Here is a 22,760-nt window from a genome sequence, read left to right on the forward strand (position 1 = left end):
GCAAGGATCTACGTCACCGTGTGACATTTACCCCATATGAGGACTCTAGGACTTGGCGAAGTTCAACGTCCACGGATCCTCACTCACGTATGTAATTTCCACGGATGCACCAAATAGTTCGTAGACCTGTTCGAGAAGTGGAAGTGGATTATGAGGCGCTATGAGATCCATTGAAGACCCCGACTGCAGCTGGCCAATTGCACCTAAAATTGCACCGTGCCGGATAGCCGGTGACAGATCGCGAGCATCAAGAGTTGGAGTCTCGTTATGGTGACCGCAGCCGCAGCCACCTTTCTTTTCCGAAATTGGTAGTGACATTACTGTATTCCTCCTCAAAATAGATAAATTTTTCAAGCCCTATTTAGTTACTCGTACCGTGCCACGAGCGCCACGTTCTGCCTCGCTCATCAGGTGATTAACAACGGCATAATTACCCGGTTCATCAAAAGTCAATTCGACAAAACCCCCTTGGGCTGGGAGCAAAGGCAGGACTTGCGCACCACCATCATGACCAACGCCATGTGTTCCCGCAATCCCTCCTGAACCGCGATAGAGGGTGTATGCACCTTCCGTCCATGTCGTATCAAACTGACCACCTACAATATGGAAAGAAAGTGGAACATTAGGACCGGCATCGAGCACCCAAAAACGTACCCGCTCACCAACTTTGACATCTAATTTTTCCTGATCGTATTGGAAAGCAATACCGTTAAACACCGTGTAGTTTGGCGGTTCAGATCCGATCGCCTCAGAACGCAGCTCTGTTGCTTCCTGTGGTGAAGACGCTGGCGAATCAACATAAACCTCAGATTGGACCAAAACGAACTGCTTATCCACCGGTGCAAGATCTACAGGCTCGATTACAACCGCGCCATGCATACCAGCGGCAATATGGGCTGCCATTGGCATCGTCGAACAGTGGTACATCCATATTCCAGCGCGCCCTGCAGTGAATTCATAGATAAGTGATTCCCCAGGTCCAATTGTGCGCATCTTCTCATCCGGAGCAAGCTCTCCTGCGTGGAAATCAATCGAATGCCCAATGGTTCCGTTATTGACCAGCGTTATCCGGAACTTGTCTCCCACTTTTCCATGCAGCGTAGGACCAACACCAGAACCATTAAACGTCCACCTAGTCTGCCATACACCAGGAGCAACCTCTAGCGGAACCTCAGAAACAGTGAAGGTAGCCTCATGGGTAACAGACGTCGTTCGCTGTTCTAGGGGCGACAACACTGGAGATATTGGAGCACTAATCCGTGTCGACTGATGAAAATGTTCAGATAGCGAACCATGCTGATGATGCGCATGGCTCCCCGCGTTGATACGCAAGGTCATTCCCATCTGCCGATGCCCAGCAACAGAACAAAAGCCCGTCATTGATTCAGTGATTAATCCAACGTCTAATGTGGTGGATTTCCCCGGCGCGACTCGATCAGTTTTCTTATCACCAACTACGAGGTCATGACCATTGTGCGGATCATTATTCACTAAGTTGATGATTAGCTCATTGCCCACTGGAACCTCAACAACTGAAGGCTCGTAACTCATATTTTCTGTTGCTACAACCGTGACTTCGGTGGTTTCTCCAGTAGGTTTCACAGGAGCGGCTACCGTAGCTTCCTGACGTGTCATCAAAGCGGTCCGAACTGTATCGTATCCAAGACCAGCAAGGATGGCGAGCATAATTGCGGCGACTCCGCCTACCGCCCAAATAGCACTCCACGTTGATTCTTTAGTCTCCATGGGAAGGACCCTTCAGTAAATTCGATGATGGTTGTTGTAAAGATGGCAGCTGTTCACTACTGCCCACGAGCCGCTTTTCTCGAATTCCTACTACCATCGAATAAACCAGAATCGGGATAAACGCTGCTGTCGATATGATTCCTAGGATGGCCACGGAGATTTTTACTGAGTGCGCAATCGGCATCAGCCATATTAATAACGAAATATTGGTCACCAGTACTCGAAATGTGGCTCCTGTGTTCAAGGCTTTAGTGATTGCGCGCAAAACAGCAGGCCCGCCACCAAAAAGCATGGGTATGAGGTAAGACAAGGCGCCAATGAGCAGTTGGAGTGCAAAACCACCAACAAGTACCGCCGGAATATTCCACGTGAGTTGAGGGATGTCCGCCCATGACCGAGCGCGTGCAAGAACAGCCGCCAGCCATCCCAATCCAATTCCGGCCCACAACAAAGCCGCCGCAACCGATGCAGGGGCGATATCGCGTAGTCCTTTAGCACGTAGCGGTGCCCACAACAACCGCGACCATAAACCAAGCCCACACATATAGAGCATAAAACCGACAATGGATACTGCACGTATTCCTACAAGCGCCCCGCCAGCAAGGGTAGTGATACCTGCGATAAGAAACGGCAATGCTTGACGAGCGAAGGTTTCCGACCGATCGTGCATGCGTGCGCGCACAATCGTGGGCCAGAATGTCACCAATGTCCCAGTCACTGTCAGCCCAATCCAACCCAAGAAGTTGAACACAAGATGGGTTAGAATTAATCGACCTCGCCACTCATCAGTGACTCCAAATGCCATGATTGCACCCGCAGTTGCACCAAGCGGGAGCATTGTCGACGCCCACAAATAGTACTGATTTACTTTTTTAAATCTCCCTGGTAGAGCGCGTCGCATGAGTACAAAAATATGACACCCATGCCATATCGTGGAGGTGATAACGCATAACGCACCGATTAACACGACAAATGGCCAGTTCGATGGGTAACCGATGACAATAAACACTCCGCCTAGGGCAAGAAGCGCCATTCGAGCTGCAGCAGTATGACCTTCTGTGACCACAGTCCTAGTAAGAGTCCGAGCAAAGTACTCTGACCAAACTAGAACTGAGTGACTCATTGCCCCCAGCATTATGAGGTGAATAAGTACCCAACGCTGTGCGGTAACCGAATCTCCTAGTAGCACTACAGCTAGAGCTGCGAGAAGCCACGCTAAGGCAAGGAAATCGCGGAGACGACGAACTCTACCGCGGCTTCGATAATTTTTATTGTTGCCCATAAGTTATCGCCTCATAGCAGTGCGAATTATGACAGTTATCGTCGTGGCTAAGAACCCAAGGATCGCAAGCGCACTCGTCACCGCACCGAGGATCCAAACATGCCCTTGCCCTATAAAAATTTGGGAAACAACTCGGATGCTAAGACCCATGTGGAGGACCACAAGAGGAATCCACATGGCAGCAACAAACGGGACACGAAGCCCCAGCACCGAGGGAAAAATAATCGGCGCGTGGGCCATGATCATGGACATAGCAAACCCCACAAAGATTGCATGGATAACCAGGTCATAAAAGATCGTTCCCGCCGGAGCAGCAGTAATAACTACAGCCAGCGCACCGATGATAAGCCAAACGTACCCTGCAAGAAGGGCCCCTGCAGTAAACCGCTGCAGCCCAGTTCTTCGAATAAATACCCGAGGAACATCATCCCTAATTAGCCACAAGGCAATAATGAGCAGAACAGCCCCGAAAAATCTACTTCCTACCGACTGCCATATCAGCGCTATCCCCGAGGTGAGAACCAGAGCACATGAAGTTACTAAAAGCGTAGGTGCTGCGCGGGGGCCCATACGTAGTTGAGCGAGTTCCGCACGTTCCGCGGCAATAGTCACTATTACAAACGCCGCAAGAATAAAAAACAGTTGGCTAATGTCCCACAACAAAACCAAAACAGTCGCAATAAAAAGGCTCAGTGCAGAAAGAATCTGCGCTGCGGCGATCATGCCGTGTGTGCGGAGGTATAACGCACAGTGAATGGCGCAAAATATAAGCGCGCCTTCGATCATAAGGAAGTGGCCGATAACAGCGGCCAACGTTCCCGTTCCACCGACACCTAAAACCACTCCCCCTATCCCCAACAATAGTGGGGCGAGATACGCCCATCGATGCCGTGGGGCTCTGTGTGCAAGAGCTTGAGCACGCTCGAGGGAGATAAGAGTACCTAAAAAGCCGATGACCATTACATAGCCGTGAGTGTTTCCATCAGCCTGATCCACCGGCGCCCACACCCCCAGTTTAAGGAGGGCTGCATTGAGCGCGATAAGCAGATTGGCGATGCCACCAACCAATAGGAAGATCCTTGAGGAAGGCCTACGTAAAGAACTCACTGACACAAGCCCCCTTCCAGCACGGTGGTAAATATGGCAACATTGGCGATCAGCTATATTTTACATATGATATGTAAAAAAGAAAAAGGAGTGATTCATGAGTGAGAAAACTATGGGACCACGGCAGTCTCGCCCGGGAATCCTCACACCAGCACAAGAACGAGTAGCCCAAGCAATCGCACGCCTAGGGCCAGAAATATCACTGACAGACATTTCCCGCATGGTTGGCGGCCACCCCAACGCTTCTCGCCAACACATCAAAACTCTGGAGAACTCAGGCTATATTTCAGCGACTCAAAAACGTGGCGCCGCAGGACGCCCAGCACAGCTCTATTCCATCACCCCCGAGGGACTTCGGGCTCTCGCAGGCAACGCCACACTCATTGCACACACCTCTTTTGTCCGATCTCTAAGTCACTACATTGCCAATCAACCGCACCCCGAAGAACGCGCTCTTGCGCTCGGCAGTCAAATGGTCCGTGACGAAGGCCCCCTACCCGGCGCGACCAAAGTCGACAAAGTGGTCAATCTCCTAGAAAAATATGGGTTCGCCCCCACCCAAGCAGGAACAGAAATCCAGTTACTCACCTGCCCAGTGCTCGACTCCGCCGTTCGCCATCCCGAAGTCGTTTGCACAATGCATAGAGGGATCTTGAACGAAATAACTGGTAACAACACCACTTTCATACTCGAGCCCTTCGCTCGACCCGGCATGTGCGTGATTAGAACCGTATCCCCCACAGCAAACCCCACCCAGGCATAAAAATATCCCCTCACCTGCTGTTTTGGTGAGGGGTTGTCGGTGGAGCTAACGGGATTCGAACCCGTGACCCCCACACTGCCAGTGTGATGCGCTACCAGCTGCGCCATAGCCCCGACAAACTAAGATCAAAGATCTTTGTTCGCGGTTGATATTACTGCAGTACAGCATGATGGACAAAATCAGCACATCACGGGCGGTTTTTAAGAGGTTGCTTGCTCAACCCAGGTTTCGATTCCGTTTTTTACTTCCTTGCCGTCGATAAAGACGCGTGGCGAGGAAACGTTGCCGCCGTCCTTCTCCAGCTTCTTAGAGTTAGCCTCGGCGAACTTACGGAAGTCTTCCTTGGCGCCGCCCTCGCGGATCTTCTGAGTTACCTCATCAGATGCACCAAGGCTCTTGGCAACGTCAGCGAAGTCGTTATCGCCCCACTTTCCGTAGATGTTCTTTTGCTCCTTCATGAGCAAAGCACGGTAGTTCCAGTAGGTTTCCCAGTCACCGCTTTGTGCCACGGCGAGGGCTGCGGCACCAGCCTTGGTGGAGTTGCCGTCACCGCCATCGCGATCAAGGAAGTTCAAAATGCGGAGGTTGACAACGATGTCACCGTTTTCGATGGCTTTTTTCATTGGCCCATCGGTGACCTCGCCAAGCTCGGCGCAGTGTGGGCACGAGAAGTCCTCGTAGAAGTCGATATTCTTCGCGTCTTTCTTAGTGTTATCCGCTTTGAGAACAATGGCAGAGTCGGTCACGCTACCAGTAAAGCTGACAGATTCTTTGTCATAGTCAGCGTATTTGTTAGCTTGGTGTGCTTTGCCCTGCACAACAACATAGGCCACAACGGCAACAACCACGACGAGTAGTGCCAAAAGAGCCCACAGAAATCCATTGGATTTTTCGGTTGGGTTCTGAATTTTCCTAGAACCAGCGTTTTTACTCACGTTTTCACCTTGGGTTGGTTTATTTATCGCAGCTCATGCTACAGAACAATTATGCGTAGAGCGCAAATTTCTTAAATGGACGATAGACAGTCCACAACGACAGCGCAATAAAGAAAATGTCACGAAGAATAATCAATGCGTAGTCACGTGCGGTATTTTCCCCTAGCCCCTGCGGGCCGAAGCAGCCGCAGTCGATACCAAGGTTGCGTGCCCAAGCCTGTGCGATACCAGCGATGAACAAGACAAGAACTGTGACCGAGATCCAACTTGCCTTGCGCAAGAAAATACCGAACAGGAGCAGCACGCCACCAGCGATTTCTAGGGGGCCAATCACGCTGGCCAGCCCATTCGACCACGTATCTGTGAAGATTTCATAGGCCATGATCGATTGGGCTGTTTCCATGCGGTTGTTGAGCTTGGATATACCGGCGGCGAGCCAAATATATGCCATGAAGAACCGCGCGAATGCGCTTATGCAGTCAAGCACAAGGTGTAAAGACACTCGCTTCTTTGAAGTTTTAGTCACCTCAGTCACCTTGGCCAGTCTAATCACAAAACATCAGAAACGAGATTCTGTGCTTCACGCTGTACCATCGCGAGGTGGTCCGCTCCGAGGAAGGACTCCGCGTAGATCTTGTACTTATCCTCAGTTCCGGATGGACGTGCCGCAAACCACGCATTTTCAGTGGTCACTTTCAGTCCGCCGATAGCAGCACCATTGCCAGGTGCAGCGGTAAGTTTTGCGGTGATCGCCTCACCGGCCAGCTCAGTGGCGGTTACTTGCTCGGGCGAGAGTTTCTTGAGCACTGCCTTTTGGTCACGGGTAGCTGGCGCATCGGTACGCGCGTAGGCAGGAGAACCGAAACGAGCGGCAAGCTCTTCGTAGCGTTGCGACGGAGTCTTTCCAGTCACTGCTGTTATTTCCGAGGCAAGCAGATCCAAGATAATGCCGTCTTTGTCAGTCGACCACACGGTGCCATTGTGTCGAAGGAAGGATGCACCGGCTGATTCCTCGCCACCGAACCCCACGGAGCCGTCGACAAGTCCAGGGACGAACCATTTAAAGCCCACAGGCACCTCCACCAGCTTGCGACCAAGATCGGCCACCACGCGGTCAATCATCGAGGAACTGACCAAGGTCTTGCCCACTGCTGTGGAAGAATTCCACTGCGGGCGGTGCGAGAACAAGTAGTCGATGGCCACGGCGAGGTAATGGTTAGGGTTCATCAGTCCCGCATCAGGTGTGACAATGCCGTGGCGGTCAGCATCGGCGTCGTTACCCGTAGCGATGTCATACTTCGTGCGGTTATGCACCAGCGAGGCCATCGAGTCTGGCGACGAGCAGTCCATGCGGATCTTGCCATCGGTATCGAGGGTCATGAAACGCCAGGTGGCGTCGACAAGCGGGTTAACCACAGTGAGGTTAAGCGAATGCTTCTCTGCAATCGCACCCCAATAGTCCACCGAAGCGCCACCCATAGGATCGGCACCAATAGCCAATCCCGAATTACGAATCGCATCGATGTCCACCACGCTGGGCAGGTCAGCAATGTAATTCTCCATGTAGTTGTGGCGATGCACACGTGGGTCGAGCACACCTGTAACCGAGGTGCGTTTCACAGAAACAAGCCCCTCACGCAGCAAGGTGTTGGCACGATCTGCAATCCAATCGGTTGCGTCGGTATCTGCAGGTCCGCCGTTGGGTGGGTTGTACTTAAAGCCACCATCACGAGGCGGATTGTGCGAAGGCGTAATCACGATGCCATCGGAATACTGTGACGAGTCGCTGCGCTGCGCGTTGTACGCCAAGATCGCGTGAGAGACAGCTGGCGTTGGGGTGTAGCGGCCGCGGTCGTCGACAAGCACCTCGATACCATGAGCCAACAGCACCTCAAGGGCAGAAATCATCGCGGGCTCGCTCAACGCATGGGTGTCGCGGCCAATAAAGATCGGACCACCAATGTGATGCTGCGCGCGGTATTCCACGATCGCTTGAGTGATAGCAAGAATGTGACTCTCATTGAAGGCCGTGTCCAACGAAGAACCGCGATGGCCCGAGGTACCAAAAGCTACCTGCTGATCTGGGTTATCCGCGTCTGGGGTCCGCGTGTAATAGGCGGTAACCACCTCAGCGATGTCAATGAGGTCCTGGGGCTGCGCAAGTTGACCTGCTCGTTCGTGTGCCATGAAGCTGCTCCTGCAACGCATAGTCGAAAGTCTTAACGCCTACCATCGTAGTAAAATCGCAACCCATGCAGTGCGTTTTAGTAGGACTCGGTGCTGGTTTAGGAGCAATCTCTCGCTATCAGCTCAGCATGCTTATCGACGCCCCCCTCGCGCTGCTAGGCATCAACCTTCTCGGATCGTTTCTCATGGGTTGGCTTCGGCCCAACCCACTATGGGGAACAGGGTTCCTAGGCGGGTTTACCAGCTTCTCCGCCTTCGCGCTGCTCATGTTCGACGGCGCCTACCTGTACGCTGCGGTTACAGTCATCGGCTGCGTTACGGCATGGCTCCTCGGCGATCGGTTCGCCGCATGATCCCCGCCCTATTCTTAGCGGCAGCACTCGGCGGCATGCTGCGCTTCCTGTTATCCAAGACCGGCCCCTACGTGGGAACTTTCATCGCCAACATGGCCGCATGCGTAGTCCTAGCTGTGGTAAGAGACGCCTCTCCCCTTGTTATGGCAGCCGTGGGTACCGGATTCGCTGGAGCATTGTCCACCTGGTCCACGCTTGCCAAGGAACTCGGCACGCTCATACGGCAGCGACGTTGGGCAATGCTGTTGGGATACATAACGGCCACCATCCTCGGTGGAATGGTGGCCGTATGGTGTGGACTTCAGATCTAGTCAGCGATCGCGTCCAGCGGTGGTGTCTTGGCAGCACGGCGTGCCGGCCATACTGCGGCGATCACACCAACAACGGCAGAACCCACGAGGAGCCACACCATCTGCGACCACGGAACACTGACGTTTTCTAGGCCTTGGCTAGACAAGACCTTGAGGAACGACCAGCCCAGCCCCAAGCCAACAACAATGCCCATTACGGCACCATAGAGGGCAATCTGAACCGACTCGATAGAGATCATCGTTCGAATTTGACCACGCTGCGTACCCACAGCACGCAACATACCAATCTCTTGGCGACGCTCAATCACATTGAGCGCCAAAGTATTAATAATGCCAATCACGGCAACAATGACTGCTAATCCGAGCAACGCATACAAGATATTCATCATCTGCGAAATCGTAGATGCCTGCTCACCAGCAAACTCCTTGGCGGTCTGAACCCGAACAACCAAGAAATCCTCAACGGCCTTCTCAATTTCCTGCTTCAATTCATCAGGCTTCAAAGAACCGTCACCGTTAATAAACAGTGAGTTCGTGGTCTTTTGTACCCCGGTGTTCTCCAAAGTCTTGGCCGACAAAATCACATTGCCCAAAACCTTGCTCTCTTTGAAGCTTCCCACAACTTTCGCCTTAGCAATTTCATTGTGGTTGGAATCAATCACCGGAACCGTATCGCCGATCTTGAGTTTCTTTTCATCCAAGTAGCTCTGCTTTGCGACGATCACGTTCGGCTGATCCAAATTGAAATCACCCTGCGGCTCCTCCACACTAACAACCGTATTAATGTTGCCCGACATCAAGCGGCTACTAAACATCTGCTCCGGCGCATTCGGAGGCACCTCACCAATAGCAACAGGTGCAGCCTCCAACGCAGTAACTGACCCAACACCCTTGGTGTCCTTCAGCTTCTTTTCTGCCTCGGCAGGAACAGGGAATCGACCATTGGTCGGGCCCGACAAAATGAACTCAGCCTTGACCTCACTGTCGATCAATCCGCTAATGCTGGACTTCATCGTCGCCGACAACATACCAATGCTGGTGACCAGCGCAATGCCCAGAGTCAATGCAAATGCCGTAGTGGCCGTACGACGTGGGTTACGACGCGAGTTCGTCGCCGCAAGCTTGCCCACCGCCTTAAACGGTGCACCAACAATACGTCCCAGGCCACCAACGACCGGAATAGAGATCGCAGGTGATGCCAAGAACACACCCACGATCACAAACAGGGCACCAATTCCGACCAAAATGGCACGAGTCTTCGTCTCAGGGCCATCATTAAAGGCACCCAGCGCAGCTGCGGCACAACCAATCAAGAACACCACAGCGCCAGCGATGGTACGCGCCTTAAGCGAAGATTCCGCCGAGCTTTCCGTCGATCGCATGGCTTCTACAGGACGAACCGCACCAGCGCGACGAGCAGGAGCCCACGCACTAATAATCGTGACGACAGTACCAAGCGCCAGCGGCACCAAAATCGACTGTGCAGAAAGCCCCAGTCCCGCATTCGGAATCTCCATCCCGAATTGCTTCATCGCAAACTGAATGACCTTAACCAATCCAGCGCCAGCAACAACACCGACCGCCGAACCGATAATGCCCACAATCACGGCCTCGAGAACCACAGACCGCGTCAACTGCTTACGCGAAACACCCAGCGCACGCATAAGCGCAAATTCCTTGAGACGCTGCGCCACAATCATCGAGAAAGTATTAGCAATGATGAAGGTGCCCACCAGCAGTGCAATCAAACCGAAAGCAACCAAGAAGTAATTAACAAAGCTCAATGCCTTCTTAATCGTCTTAGTCAGCTCCTCAGCCAACGACGCACCCGTATCCACCTTGAAATCTGGGTACTTATCCTTCAGATACTGAACAACATCCTCAGAAGACCCATCAGCCTTCTTCACAAAAATGGTTCCAATAAACTCCGGCTGGTAACGATCCAAAAAGGCCTTCTCCCCCATCAACAGGTTAACACCAGGATGAGCAGTAGCCTCCGTGGAATACGTACCCACAACCTTTACCTCACGCTGGCCAGCCTCATCGACGACCACCACTGTGGAGTCTTCTTTAATACCAAGTTCAGCAGCACTCTCCGGTGCCAGCACCTCGTTAGCCTCATGAGGTTCCTTACCCGAGGTGATCTTTTCCGGCGTGGTCGCTGCACTGCCCTCACCGTAAAAAATACCGATCGTAGGAGAAGCCGCACCAGTCTGAATAGCCTTGCGATCCTCAGTAGCCAGAACCGCAGATGTAGCACCCTGAACCGCGACAGCCGCAACATGATCTTTATCCTCGCGGAGTTCGTCGATAAGCCCGCGAGGCATAGGTGCCTTCTCGCCACTCATCACAACGTCGACATTCGCCAACTGATCATCAATCGCCGAATCAAACGTATTGCTCAACGACTGCGTGAACATAAACGAACCCGACACAAACGCCGTGCCCAATACAACCGCAAGAATCGTCAGCGCAAGACGAACCTTATGCGCCGCAACCGACCGCAGACTCAAACGCAACATGGCGTTTTTCGAGCCAGTAGATGTACTATGCGAACCCATCTATGCAAGCTCCTCAATGGTTGCCATCGTGGACAAAATTTCCTCAGCCGTCGGATGCATAAGCTCCTTGACAATACGACCATCAGCCAAAAACACCACACGATCCGCATACGATGCCGCACGAGGATCATGGGTCACAATCACCACAGTCTGATCATCCTGATCAACCGCAGTACGGAGAATCGACAACACCTCAGCCGAAGAATTCGAATCCAAATTACCCGTAGGCTCATCACCAAAAATGATCTCCGGCTGCGCAACCAACGCACGAGCACACGCCACACGCTGCTGCTGACCACCAGACAACTCAGAAGGACGATGGCTCAGACGCTCCGTCAAACCGAGACGGGACGTCACCTCATCAAACCACTCCTTATTGACAGACTTACCCGCAATATCACGCGGCAACGTAATATTTTCCGCTGCAGTAAGAGTGGGCACCAAGTTAAATGACTGGAAAATAAAGCCAAGACGATCACGGCGAAGAGCCGTCATCTCCTTATCTTTAAGCAACGAAAGATCCGTATCGCCAATAAAGGTGCTACCACTAGAGATCGAATCCAAACCCGCCATACAGTGCATTAGAGTCGATTTACCAGAACCAGAAGGTCCCATAATGGCAGTAAATTGATGAGCTGCAAACTCCACATCAATAGAATCCAAGGCCACGACGCGAGTCTCACCTTGGCCATAGGTTTTCACAAGGCCCTTAGCGCGAGCAGCGGGTAGCGAATGGCCGTTCTCAGTCATACATTTCCAATCAGAAAACTAGGAAAGCCGCACCAAAGATAGTGGTGAACGGCACGTTACTTATACCATTCAACACGAAAAACAGGATTTTTGCATAAACACAGAAGACTATTCCCGCCCCATTCCAAAACCAATAACGCCTATCGACGCCAAGTACTGGACCTGAGTAGTCAAAGCTGGAGTTTATTGACCCTCTCACCGGTGTGTTCTCGTGTCTGGAATCCTTCAGCACGAAATCATGATGACGAAAACCCCTACACCACAAGGCCCACACCCAGGCACCCCACCATGGGTCTACGTAGTCACGAACTCGAGAACACCACCCACACCCCGCCCTGTACCACGTGCATCGCGCACCCCTGAAGATCAACTGCACCCCTGGCCCTAGGATCACCAGCCCCTAAGCCCCAACCCTAGGCAAAAAAAGAGGGGCGCACCCCACCAGGAACACCCCACACAAACACACACATGCGCATATAAAAAAAAGTGGGGTTGTGGTCGGTTGAAACACGTTGTTTCAACTAACCACAACCCCATATCATTATTTAAGTTTTAGGTTGGCAGCGACCTACTCTCCCACACCCTCCCAGGTGCAGTACCATCAGCGCAATCGGGCTTAGCTTCCGGGTTCGGAAAGGGACCGGGCGTACCCCCGACACAATAACCACCAACACACACAACCAACCACCCACGGTGACAGGCGTGCCATGCCAGACACTGCACAGCAGACGCAAGCAACACTCATTATCCATTTAAACCATCACCCACAACAAAAAGCGGTGAGATGTTCATAGATGTTTATTTTTTGCTCGTTACACACTGTTATTACTCGGTAAAATTAGTACCAGTCACCTTAACGCATTACTACGCTTCCAGATCTGGCCTATCAACCCCCTAGTCTAGAGGGAACCTCAAAAGAAACCTCATCTCAAAACAGGCTTCCCGCTTAGATGCTTTCAGCGGTTATCCCTCCCGTACGTAGCCAACCAGCCCTGCCACTGGCGTGACAACTGGCACACTAGAGGTACGTCCGTCCCGGTCCTCTCGTACTAGGGACAGCCTTCTTCAAGTTTCAACGCGCGCGGCGGATAGAGACCGAACTGTCTCACGACGTTCTAAACCCAGCTCGCGTGCCGCTTTAATGGGCGAACAGCCCAACCCTTGGGACCTACTCCAGCCCCAGGATGCGACGAGCCGACATCGAGGTGCCAAACCATCCCGTCGATATGGACTCTTGGGGAAGATCAGCCTGTTATCCCCGGGGTACCTTTTATCCGTTGAGCGACACCACTTCCACAAGTAGGTGCCGGATCACTAGTCCCGACTTTCGTCCCTGCTCGACCTGTCAGTCTCACAGTCAAGCTCCCTTGTGCACTTACACTCACCACCTGATTGCCAACCAGGCTGAGGGAACCTTTGGGCGCCTCCGTTACACTTTAGGAGGCAACCGCCCCAGTTAAACTACCCACCAGGCACTGTCCCCAACCCAGATCATGGGCCAAGGTTAAGGTGCTCAATCCGATCAGAGTGGTATTTCAACTTTCGACTCCACAACCACTAGCGTGACCACTTCACAGTCTCCCACCTATCCTACACAAACCGAACCAAACACCAATACCAAGCTATAGTGAAGGTCCCGGGGTCTTTTCGTCCTGCCGCGCGTAACGAGCATCTTTACTCGTACTGCAATTTCACCGGGCCTGTGGTTGAGACAGCAGGGAAGTCGTTACGCCATTCGTGCAGGTCGGAACTTACCCGACAAGGAATTTCGCTACCTTAGGATGGTTATAGTTACCACCGCCGTTTACTGGGGCTTAAATTCTCCGCTTCGGACAACAATGCCCTAACAGGTCCTCTTAACCTTCCAGCACCGGGCAGGCGTCAGTCCGTATACATCAACTTCCACGTTTTCGCACGGACCTGTGTTTTTAATAAACAGTCGCTTCCCTCTATTCTCTGCGACCACCACCAGCTCAACCACGTCGGTCACCAGCAATGGTCCCCCTTCTCCCGAAGTTACGGGGGCAATTTGCCGAGTTCCTTAACCACAGTTCACCCGATCGCCTTAGTATTCTCTACCTGACCACCTGTGTCGGTTATGGGTACGGGCCATATATGCACTCGCTAGAGGCTTTTCTCGACAGTACAGGATCACCAACATCAACCACAAAGGTCTACGCATCACGCCTCACCCAAATATGCGACACGGATTTACCTATGCCACGGGCCACACGCTTACACCACAATCCACTACATGGCTCAGCTACCTCACTGCGTCACCCCATCACTTGGCTACTACCAACGAAGATCCCACGCACATCACCACCAACCACACACAAAGCATGACCAGCAGATCCATGGATGGTTAGTACCACTGATTCACCACTGGGCGCACATACACGGGTACCAGAATATCAACTGGTTATCCATCGACTACGCCTGTCGGCCTCGCCTTAGGTCCCGACTCACCCTGGGAAGATTAGCTTAACCCAGGAACCCTTAGTCATCCGGCGGAAAAGTTTTCCACTTTTCATTCGTTACTCATGCCTGCATTCTCACTCGCACACACTCCACACCATCAAGTCACCCAGGTGCTTCACAGCAGTGCACGACGCTCCCCTACCCAACCAACAAAAAAATTGTTGACTGCCGCGGCTTCGGCGGTGTACTTGAGCCCCACTACATTGTCGGCGCAGAACCACTCGACCAGTGAGCTATTACGCACTCTTTCAAGGATGGCTGCTTCTAAGCCAACCTCCTGGCTGTCTTCGCGATCCCACATCCTTTTCCACTTAGTACACCCTTAGGGGCCTTAACCGGCGATCTGGGCTGTTTCCCTCTCGACCAACGGAGCTTATCCCCCGCAGTCTCACTGCCATGCTTAACATTACCGGCATTCGGAGTTTGGCTGACATTGCTAAGATTGTAGTCCCGCTCAACCAACCAGTAGCTCTACCTCCAGCAAGAAACACACAACGCTGCACCTAAATGCATTTCGGGGAGAACCAGCTATCACGGAGTTTGATTGGCCTTTCACCCCTACCCACAGCTCATCCCCTCAGTTTTCAACCTAAGTGGGTTCGCGCCTCCACAACCTCTTACAGCTGCTTCACACTGGCCATGGGTAGATCACCCCGCTTCGGGTCCAGGACATGCCACTAACAACACCCTCATTAGGATTCGCTTTCGCTACGACTACCCCACACGGGTTAACCTCGCGACATGCCGCTGACTCGCAGGCTCATTCTTCAAAAGGCACGCCATCACCTAACAAAAAGAGGCTCTGACGGATTGTAAGCACACGGTTTCAGGTACTATTTCACTCCCCTCCCGGGGTACTTTTCACCATTCCCTCACGGTACTATCCGCTATCGGTCATCATAAGTATTTAGGCTTACCGGGTGGTCCCGGCAGATTCACAGCAGATTCCACGAGCCCGCTGCTACTCGGGAACATCATCCACTCGCATGCACATGTTTTCACGTACGGGACTCTCACCCACTACGGCAGGCCATTCCAAACCACTTCCGCTAACACACACATCACAAGCGAGGAGCCGGCAGCCTCCTCCAACAACGCCCCACAACACCACACACGCAACCCCTGCCAGGTATCACACGCATACGGTTTAGCCTCATCCACGTTCGTTCGCCACTACTAGCAGAATCATTAATTATTTTCTTCTCCTACGGGTACTGAGATGTTTCACTTCCCCGCGTCACCCCCACACCAGCTATGAATTCACTGATGGGTAACCACACATAACCATGGCCAGGTTTCCCCATTCGGACACCCTCGGATCAACGCTCTATTGGCAACTCCCCGAGGCCTATCGCGGCCTTACACGTCCTTCATCGGCTCATAATGCCAAGGCATCCACCGTGTGCCCTTAACAAACAACACACATGTAACAAACAAAACACCAAGAACAATTAAAGAATAAAGATTACTCGCGTCCACTATACAGTTCTCACACAACACACCAACCACGAAGATCCCATGAAGCACAACCAGCACACAACCAGCCACACCAACACAAAAACCACATGAGTGATCAACCAGAACAACCATGTTGTCCCAGACACCCAACAGCGCACCAACACACAAAAAAAATAAGAACAAACACACGCAACAACAACAAACACAACAACCACAACAGCCCCACACCACACAGCGTGAGAAAAAACCATCATGGGTCACACGCATCCACCCGGATACAAAAAACAAAACAGGCAACAACTGTCACCCAACAATAAAAACTCCTTAGAAAGGAGGTGATCCAGCCGCACCTTCCGGTACGGCTACCTTGTTACGACTTCGTCCCAATCGCCGATCCCACCTTCGACAGCTCCCCCCCACAAGGGTTAGGCCACTGGCTTCGGGTGTTACCAACTTTCATGACGTGACGGGCGGTGTGTACAAGGCCCGGGAACGTATTCACCGCAGCGTTGCTGATCTGCGATTACTAGCGACTCCGACTTCATGGGGTCGAGTTGCAGACCCCAATCCGAACTGAGGCCGGCTTTCAGCGATTCGCTCACCCTCACAGGCTCGCAGCGCGTTGTACCGACCATTGTAGCATGTGTGAAGCCCTGGACATAAGGGGCATGATGATTTGACGTCATCCCCACCTTCCTCCGAGTTAACCCCGGCAGTCTCTCATGAGTCCCCACCATCACGTGCTGGCAACATAAGACAAGGGTTGCGCTCGTTGCGGGACTTAACCCAACATCTCACGACACGAGCTGACGACAACCATGCACCACCTGTATACAGACCACAAGGGAAAACGTATCACTACGCCGATCCTGCATATGTCAAGCCCAGGTAAGGTTCTTCGCGTTGCATCGAATTAATCCACATGCTCCGCCGCTTGTGCGGGCCCCCGTCAATTCCTTTGAGTTTTAGCCTTGCGGCCGTACTCCCCAGGCGGGGCGCTTAATGCGTTAGCTACGGCACGAAAGTCGTGGAAGACCCTCACACCTAGCGCCCACCGTTTACGGCATGGACTACCAGGGTATCTAATCCTGTTCGCTCCCCATGCTTTCGCTCCTCAGCGTCAGTTACTGCCCAGAGACCTGCCTTCGCCATCGGTGTTCCTCCTGATATCTGCGCATTCCACCGCTACACCAGGAATTCCAGTCTCCCCTACAGCACTCAAGTTATGCCCGTATCGCCTGCACGCCCGAAGTTAAGCCCCGGAATTTCACAGACGACGCGACAAACCACCTACGAGCTCTTTACGCCCAGTAATTCCGGACAACGCTCGCACCCTACGTATTACCGCGGCTGCTGGCACGTAGTTAGCCGGTGCTTCTTATCTAGGTACCGTCACAAAAGCTTCGTCCCTAGCGAAAGAGGTTTACAACCCGAAGGCCGTCATCCCCCACGCGGCGTCGCTGCATCAGGCTTGCGCCCATTGTGCAATATTCCCCACTGCTGCCTCCCGTAGGAGTCTGGGCCGTATCTCAGTCCCAATGTGGCCGTCCACCCTCTCAGGCCGGCTACCCGTCGACGCCTTGGTAGGCCATTACCCCACCAACAAGCTGATAGGCCGCGGGCTCATCTCGTACCGAAAAACTTTCCACCACACACACTAAAGCATGGTCCTATCCAGTATTAGACCCAGTTTCCCAGGCTTATCCCGAAGTACGAGGCAGATCACCCACGTGTTACTCACCCGTTCGCCACTCGAGTACCTAGCAAGCTAGGCCTTTCCGTTCGACTTGCATGTGTTAAGCACGCCGCCAGCGTTCGTCCTGAGCCAGGATCAAACTCTCCATAAAAAATCAGTCAAAAGACCAACCCTTCAAGCTGGAACGAGTCCAACCAACTGGCTAAAAACCACCACAAACAACACACAATTGTTTGCAACTGGCAAAATAAAAAATTAATGATTTGCTCTATCAAAAACGTGGCCATCATCCCTTGACGGGGAAAAAATAACAATGACCACCAACACAACAATTCACAACAACCATCATGTTATTTACAAGCCATGGCACACTTGCCGGCCGTATGACAACATCACGTTCATCATCATTGCATGTATCTTTATTCCTATACCGATCCCCACCCACAATAAGGATGGGAACCACAAGTACATTGGCACACTATTGAGTTCTCAAACAACACAATCACACCACCACACACCACCATGAAACAATGATGCTCGGTGAAGAATTACGTGTATTTTTGTCGACCAGCGTGTTTTCCCACTACCTGCTCTCACTTACGTGAGGGGCGGTGTCGGTCGCGGCGACTTGATTAAATGTACACACCACGACCTGTTGACACAAACCCGCAGGTCAGAGAGGTTTTTAAACTTGCACTCGTTCGATCTGGGCGCCCAAGCGCTGAAGATCCTCTACAAAGTTGGGGTATCCGCGGTCGATGTGGAACACATCGTTTACTTCTGTCACCCCATCAGCGCACAAAGCCGCCAACACGAGCCCGGCTCCGGCTCGGATGTCTGAGCTCCACACTGGTGTCGAAGAAAGCTTCTCCACTCCCCTCATAACTACATGGTGACCGTCGACAGTGGCGTCGGCACCTAAGCGGACGAGTTCGTCGACGAAGCGGAAGCGTGCCTCGAAGATGTTTTCCGTGATAACTGAAACGCCATCTGCAACCGTCGAAATACCAATGGCCATTGGCTGAAGATCAGTTGGGAACCCTGGGAATGGGAGCGTTTGATAGTCCACCGCCATGGGGCGACGGTCCATGCGCACGCGGAATCCGTGATCGTACGTGGTCACCTCGGCGCCTGCGACCTTGAGTTTTTCCAATGCCAAGTGCAGGTTGCGTGGTGCAATGCCACCGACAGTGATGTCGCCTTGGGTCATCGCTGCGGCATATGCCCATGTACCGGCAACGATGCGGTCGCCAATAACTTCGTGCTGGGTGGGGTGCAGTTTTTCTACGCCACGGATGGTGATGGTCGAGGTACCCTCGCCTTCAATATCCGCGCCCATTTCTTTGAGCATGACGCATAAATCAAGAATTTCTGGCTCGCGCGCAGCGTTATCAAGAACGGTCGTACCTTCTGCGAGAACGGCCGCGGTCAAAATATTTTCGGTCGCTCCGACCGATGGGAAGTCAAGGTGAATATTGGCGCCACGCAGCTGATCTGCTTGGGCCACAACCGCACCATGTTCGATGTGGGTTTTAGCACCCAGCTTTTCTAGGCCGCTTTGGTGCATATCCAAAGGGCGCGATCCGATGGCGTCTCCGCCGGGCAATGCAACGACTGCCTTGCCGCAGCGCGAGGTCAATGGGCCGAGTACGCATACAGAGGCGCGGAATTGCCGCACGGCATCAAAGTCGGCGTTACTGGAAATTTCGGCTGGCGTTGTAATTTCCACCGTTGAACCGGAGTGGACAACAGAACAACCTAGGCCTTCGAGGACGCGAACCATATAAGGAACGTCCAAGATCTTCGGGCAATTGGTCAACGTCGTGGTGCCTTCGGCAAGAAGAGCAGCCGCCATCAGCTTGAGCACGCTGTTTTTCGCGCCGCTGACATGGACGGTTCCTTCAAGTCGAGCACCGCCGGTAACTAGAAATCTTTCCTTCACCCCTCCAACCCTACTGAGTTATCGCGTAGGTTTGGAGTATGGCTGTTCATTTGACAAAGATCTACACACGTACTGGCGACGACGGCACGACTGCATTGTCCGATTTTTCTCGAGTTTCTAAAAACGATCCACGCCTTGCGGCCTATGCGGATTGCGATGAATTGAATGCGTGGATAGGCCAAGCTCTTGCATTAACGACGCTTCCCGAGGAGGTGGTCACCGTACTAAAGCGTGTTCAAAACGAGCTTTTCGACGCCGGCGCGGACCTATCCACTCCGATCCAGGAAAATCTTAAATACCCACCACTACGTATTGAGCAAAGCTACATCGACGCCCTCGAAGCCGACTGTGATCGATTCAACGAGCAGCTCGAAGCACTCAATTCCTTTATTTTGCCAGGCGGAACCCCAGGAGCAGCGATGCTGCACGTTGCCCGCACTATCGCACGCCGCGCAGAGCGCGCTGCATGGGCAGCAGTCGAGGCAGTTCCCGAGACTACTTCGGTACTTCCTGCACGTTACCTCAACCGTCTAAGCGATTTGCTGTTCATCATGTCGCGACTCGCGAACGACAGCAACGACGTGAAATGGGTTCCAGGCGGAAGCCGCACATAAAAAAGACCTCGGATATTTCCACGAGAAGTATCCGAGGTAATTTGTTTGCGCCTTAAGGCAGTGCGCCGATACGACGAGCTGCGTTGACAGCCTCGTAGCGGGTGTGTGCACCGAGCTTACGCATCACCGAACGCAGGTAGCTCTTTACCGTTTCTGCACCAATTCCCATTTCCTCTGCTGCTTCAACGTTGGTGTGCCCCAACGCAACGCAGGAAAGGACGTCGAGTTCGCGAGCAGAAAGCTTGGTGGTCTGCTTGACATGAACAGGTGCCACCATCTGATCGCACAGCTCTTCAAGTTCCTGGCGCAGTTCTTCTTGCTCGATGCGGTTAGCCAGCATGCGCAGCTTGGAGTGAGTGGAACGAATCTGTTCCCATTCAGCACCATTCATCATGCGGCCTTGCTTTGCTACGCCACCGCGAGGGTTGTCGCTGCGGCGAGAAGCAGAATTGATAGCAAGTTCTTGCTCCAAGACTCGTGCGGTCATGGTGACTTCTTCGATCACCTTGTCCCCCAAACGCACTGGGGAATGAACGCCAACATAGAGAACGCCACGCACTTCGCGCTGCACAATCACAGGAACAGCAACTATGGAATGCAGGCCTTCGTCTTGGATGACAGGGTCAAGGTCATGGGAGATCACATTGGCACGGGTGTAATCACTCACGCCGACTGGACGACGGGTCTTTAAAACGCGACCGCCGACGCCAACGCCATTATCAATAATCAAGTTCTGAAGAGCAGGTGTGCGCAGTCCGACCCACTGATTGATCAGTAGACGACTGTCGGACTGAACTGAGGCATACATCGTCACGGGGATTCCCGTGGCATTTTTTAGCGATGCAAGCGCTTGACGGATCGCGTCTTCGTCTTCTTTGACTCGTTGTGCTTCCACCATGAGACTCCTGTCTGATCAGAAACTACTCCGATTGCGTCACACCCATTTGCGTCATTCTGGTGCGCAAAACCTTGGGGTAAATCATGCAACTGGCAAAAGTATAACTGGCTCACGGGGGTATTCAAAAGCCTCTTCGCAGAGCAATGCTGCATAATTTTGCCCGATTACACATCGGACAAGGGGTAACAAACTCCCCCTTGCCCCCACAAATTACACCCTTGCACCCCGCCCACCACACGAGTCCCAAATCTCACATAATGGACTCTCGAAAACTTCAACAAAGTGCATTAATGCATGAAGAAGCTCATTTCCATCCCAAATGATGGGATGTGGTGGGGCTCATTTTCGGACGGTTTTCAGCTACTCCACAGGCGGAAATTATAAACTCGAATACACGCCTAGCCCCACACCCCCAAACCACAACTCGGACAATTCAAATGTCCACATATATCTGTTTGCCGTTAGATTTTACAGATTTTTAGTGACGAGCATCACTAAATATTAGTCAAACTTCGCTAAATTATTTTAAATAGACCGATCGGTACGCATACTAAGACAATTCTGTCTAGCATTTTAGTTTTGTTAAGCGTAGAGTAGACAGCCGATCCTACAAAAGGGAAGAAAAATACACCCTTTTGTGCAGGTCAACCGATACACGCAATGAAATAAAGGACGTCATATCATGGCTAAAATTTACGACAGCATCCTCGACACCGTGGGCAATACCCCACTGATTAAGCTCAATCGCCTCGACAAAGACCTCCCCGGCAACGTTGTGGTCAAAGTTGAGTTTTTTAACCCGGCAAATTCTGTGAAAGACCGTATTGGTAAAGCAATCGTCGACGCAGCAGAAGCCTCCGGTGATCTCAAGCCAGGTGGCACCATCGTTGAAGCAACATCCGGCAACACCGGTATCGCTCTCGCACTCGTCGGTGCTGCCCGCGGCTACAACGTTGTGCTCACCATGCCAGAAACGATGTCCCTCGAGCGCCGCGTCATGCTACGCGCCTATGGTGCAGAGATCGTTCTCACCTCTGGTGCAGCCGGAATGCAAGGCGCCGTAGACAAAGCAAACGAAATCGTCGCTGAGCGCGACAACGCCATCCTCGCCAGCCAGTTCAAGAACGCCGCCAACCCAGAAATTCACCGTCGTACTACCGGCGAAGAAATCTGGAACGACACCGACGGACAGGTCGACATCTTCGTCGCAGGCGTGGGTACCGGCGGAACCGTCACCGGCGCTGGCGAAACCCTGAAGAAGCACAACCCAGAGATCAAGGTCTACGCCGTCGAGCCAGCAGCCTCTGCCCTGCTCACCACCGGCAAGGCAGGCCCACACAAGATCCAAGGCCTCGGCGCAAACTTCATCCCAGGCGTTCTAAACCAGAAGGTCTACGAAGAAGTCATTACCGTAACCAACGAGGACGCAATCTCCACTTCACGCCAGCTTGCCGCACAAGAAGGCATCTTGGGCGGCATCTCTGCCGGCGCGAACCTCAAGGCAGCACTTGAGCTTGCAGCATTGCCAGAAAACGAAGGCAAGACCATCGTCACCGTCGTACCTGACTACGGCGAGCGCTACGTATCAACCGTCTTGTTCGACGACATCCGCGACTAATCAACTCACCGTTGACACAACGCCCTGACCACCGAAACATACGTGGTCAGGGCGTTTT

General features: G+C 52.7%; 16 protein-coding genes, 1 tRNA gene and 3 rRNA genes. 5 read left to right on the forward strand and 15 right to left on the reverse strand.

Going from position 1 to position 22,760, the window contains the following annotated elements; all coding sequences use genetic code 11:
* Window positions 1-45: 45 nt before the first annotated feature.
* The 4 genes from AT687_RS09025 to AT687_RS09040 are packed head-to-tail and all read right to left on the reverse strand — an operon-like array spanning window position 46 to window position 4,135.
* On the reverse strand, window positions 46-318 hold the full coding sequence (locus tag AT687_RS09025) for a DUF2249 domain-containing protein (protein ID WP_021335158.1): 273 nt from the start codon (window positions 316-318) through the stop codon (window positions 46-48).
* Window positions 319-357: 39 nt separating this feature from the next.
* Window positions 358-1,746 carry a multicopper oxidase domain-containing protein gene (locus tag AT687_RS09030; RefSeq protein WP_003852708.1) on the reverse strand — a complete coding sequence of 463 codons (1,389 nt, stop codon included), beginning with the start codon at window positions 1,744-1,746 and terminating at the stop codon, window positions 358-360.
* Window positions 1,736-3,028 (reverse strand): hypothetical protein, encoded by a 1,293-nt coding sequence (locus AT687_RS09035; RefSeq protein WP_010935396.1) that lies wholly within the window; start codon window positions 3,026-3,028, stop codon window positions 1,736-1,738. The genes AT687_RS09030 and AT687_RS09035 overlap by 11 nt, the downstream gene beginning before the upstream one ends.
* A 3-nt stretch (window positions 3,029-3,031) precedes the next feature.
* Window positions 3,032-4,135 carry a hypothetical protein gene (locus tag AT687_RS09040; RefSeq protein WP_014302274.1) on the reverse strand — a complete coding sequence of 368 codons (1,104 nt, stop codon included), beginning with the start codon at window positions 4,133-4,135 and terminating at the stop codon, window positions 3,032-3,034.
* A 97-nt stretch (window positions 4,136-4,232) separates the two neighbouring features.
* Here AT687_RS09040 and AT687_RS09045 point away from each other — a divergent pair, with 97 nt between their 5' ends.
* The gene (locus tag AT687_RS09045; RefSeq protein WP_014303789.1) at window positions 4,233-4,898 is read left to right on the forward strand and encodes a helix-turn-helix transcriptional regulator; all 666 of its coding nucleotides are present in this window, start codon (window positions 4,233-4,235) and stop codon (window positions 4,896-4,898) included.
* Between the two features lie 40 nt (window positions 4,899-4,938).
* Here AT687_RS09045 and AT687_RS09050 read toward each other — a convergent pair.
* The 4 genes from AT687_RS09050 to pgm form a co-directional block, all read right to left on the reverse strand.
* Window positions 4,939-5,011 (reverse strand) — tRNA-Ala (locus AT687_RS09050).
* An 87-nt stretch (window positions 5,012-5,098) separates the two neighbouring features.
* Window positions 5,099-5,833, reverse strand: a complete 735-nt coding sequence (locus AT687_RS09055) for a DsbA family protein (RefSeq protein ID WP_014319277.1) — start codon at window positions 5,831-5,833, stop codon at window positions 5,099-5,101.
* Between the two features lie 49 nt (window positions 5,834-5,882).
* Window positions 5,883-6,335 (reverse strand): MauE/DoxX family redox-associated membrane protein, encoded by a 453-nt coding sequence (locus AT687_RS09060; protein WP_014307226.1) that lies wholly within the window; start codon window positions 6,333-6,335, stop codon window positions 5,883-5,885.
* Window positions 6,336-6,382: 47 nt separating this feature from the next.
* Window positions 6,383-8,020, reverse strand: a complete 1,638-nt coding sequence (pgm, locus tag AT687_RS09065) for a phosphoglucomutase (alpha-D-glucose-1,6-bisphosphate-dependent) (protein WP_014319279.1) — start codon at window positions 8,018-8,020, stop codon at window positions 6,383-6,385.
* Between the two features lie 65 nt (window positions 8,021-8,085).
* Between pgm and AT687_RS09070 the strand changes: the two genes are divergently transcribed.
* Together AT687_RS09070 and AT687_RS09075 are read left to right on the forward strand one after the other, a co-directional pair.
* Window positions 8,086-8,373, forward strand: a complete 288-nt coding sequence (locus AT687_RS09070) for a fluoride efflux transporter family protein (protein WP_014309510.1) — start codon at window positions 8,086-8,088, stop codon at window positions 8,371-8,373.
* The gene (locus AT687_RS09075; protein ID WP_021335161.1) at window positions 8,370-8,684 is read left to right on the forward strand and encodes a fluoride efflux transporter FluC; all 315 of its coding nucleotides are present in this window, start codon (window positions 8,370-8,372) and stop codon (window positions 8,682-8,684) included. Before AT687_RS09070 ends, AT687_RS09075 begins: the two co-directional genes overlap by 4 nt.
* Here AT687_RS09075 and AT687_RS09080 read toward each other — a convergent pair.
* The 6 genes from AT687_RS09080 to murA form a co-directional block, all read right to left on the reverse strand.
* The gene (locus AT687_RS09080; protein WP_014319281.1) at window positions 8,681-11,245 is read right to left on the reverse strand and encodes an ABC transporter permease; all 2,565 of its coding nucleotides are present in this window, start codon (window positions 11,243-11,245) and stop codon (window positions 8,681-8,683) included. The two genes, AT687_RS09075 and AT687_RS09080, sit on opposite strands and share 4 nt — an antisense overlap.
* Window positions 11,246-11,995: an ABC transporter ATP-binding protein gene (locus tag AT687_RS09085; protein ID WP_014307231.1), complete on the reverse strand. Its 750-nt coding sequence runs from the start codon at window positions 11,993-11,995 to the stop codon at window positions 11,246-11,248.
* Window positions 11,996-12,550: 555 nt separating this feature from the next.
* Window positions 12,551-12,667, reverse strand: a 5S ribosomal RNA gene (rrf, locus tag AT687_RS09090).
* Between the two features lie 145 nt (window positions 12,668-12,812).
* Window positions 12,813-15,898, reverse strand: a 23S ribosomal RNA gene (locus AT687_RS09095).
* Between the two features lie 364 nt (window positions 15,899-16,262).
* Window positions 16,263-17,781 (reverse strand): 16S ribosomal RNA (locus AT687_RS09100).
* The 16S, 23S and 5S rRNA genes sit together here, the layout of an rRNA operon.
* Before the next feature lie 534 nt (window positions 17,782-18,315).
* A complete protein-coding gene (gene murA / locus AT687_RS09105) occupies window positions 18,316-19,572 on the reverse strand; it encodes a UDP-N-acetylglucosamine 1-carboxyvinyltransferase (protein WP_003852741.1) in 1,257 nt (418 codons plus the stop codon).
* 38 nt (window positions 19,573-19,610) lie between these two features.
* Here murA and AT687_RS09110 point away from each other — a divergent pair, with 38 nt between their 5' ends.
* Window positions 19,611-20,186, forward strand: coding sequence for a cob(I)yrinic acid a,c-diamide adenosyltransferase (locus AT687_RS09110; RefSeq protein ID WP_014319282.1), 576 nt, complete (start codon window positions 19,611-19,613; stop codon window positions 20,184-20,186).
* A gap of 52 nt (window positions 20,187-20,238) precedes the next feature.
* On the opposite strand, the gene ramA is transcribed toward AT687_RS09110, so the two are convergent.
* Window positions 20,239-21,084 (reverse strand): acetate metabolism transcriptional regulator RamA, encoded by an 846-nt coding sequence (gene ramA / locus AT687_RS09115; RefSeq protein WP_010935406.1) that lies wholly within the window; start codon window positions 21,082-21,084, stop codon window positions 20,239-20,241.
* A gap of 682 nt (window positions 21,085-21,766) precedes the next feature.
* On the opposite strand from ramA, the gene cysK reads away from it, so the two are divergent.
* A complete protein-coding gene (gene cysK / locus AT687_RS09120; RefSeq protein ID WP_014319283.1) occupies window positions 21,767-22,702 on the forward strand; it encodes a cysteine synthase A in 936 nt (311 codons plus the stop codon).
* Window positions 22,703-22,760: the final 58 nt, after the last annotated feature.

The organism is Corynebacterium diphtheriae (assembly GCF_001457455.1).
GTDB lineage: Bacteria > Actinomycetota > Actinomycetes > Mycobacteriales > Mycobacteriaceae > Corynebacterium > Corynebacterium diphtheriae.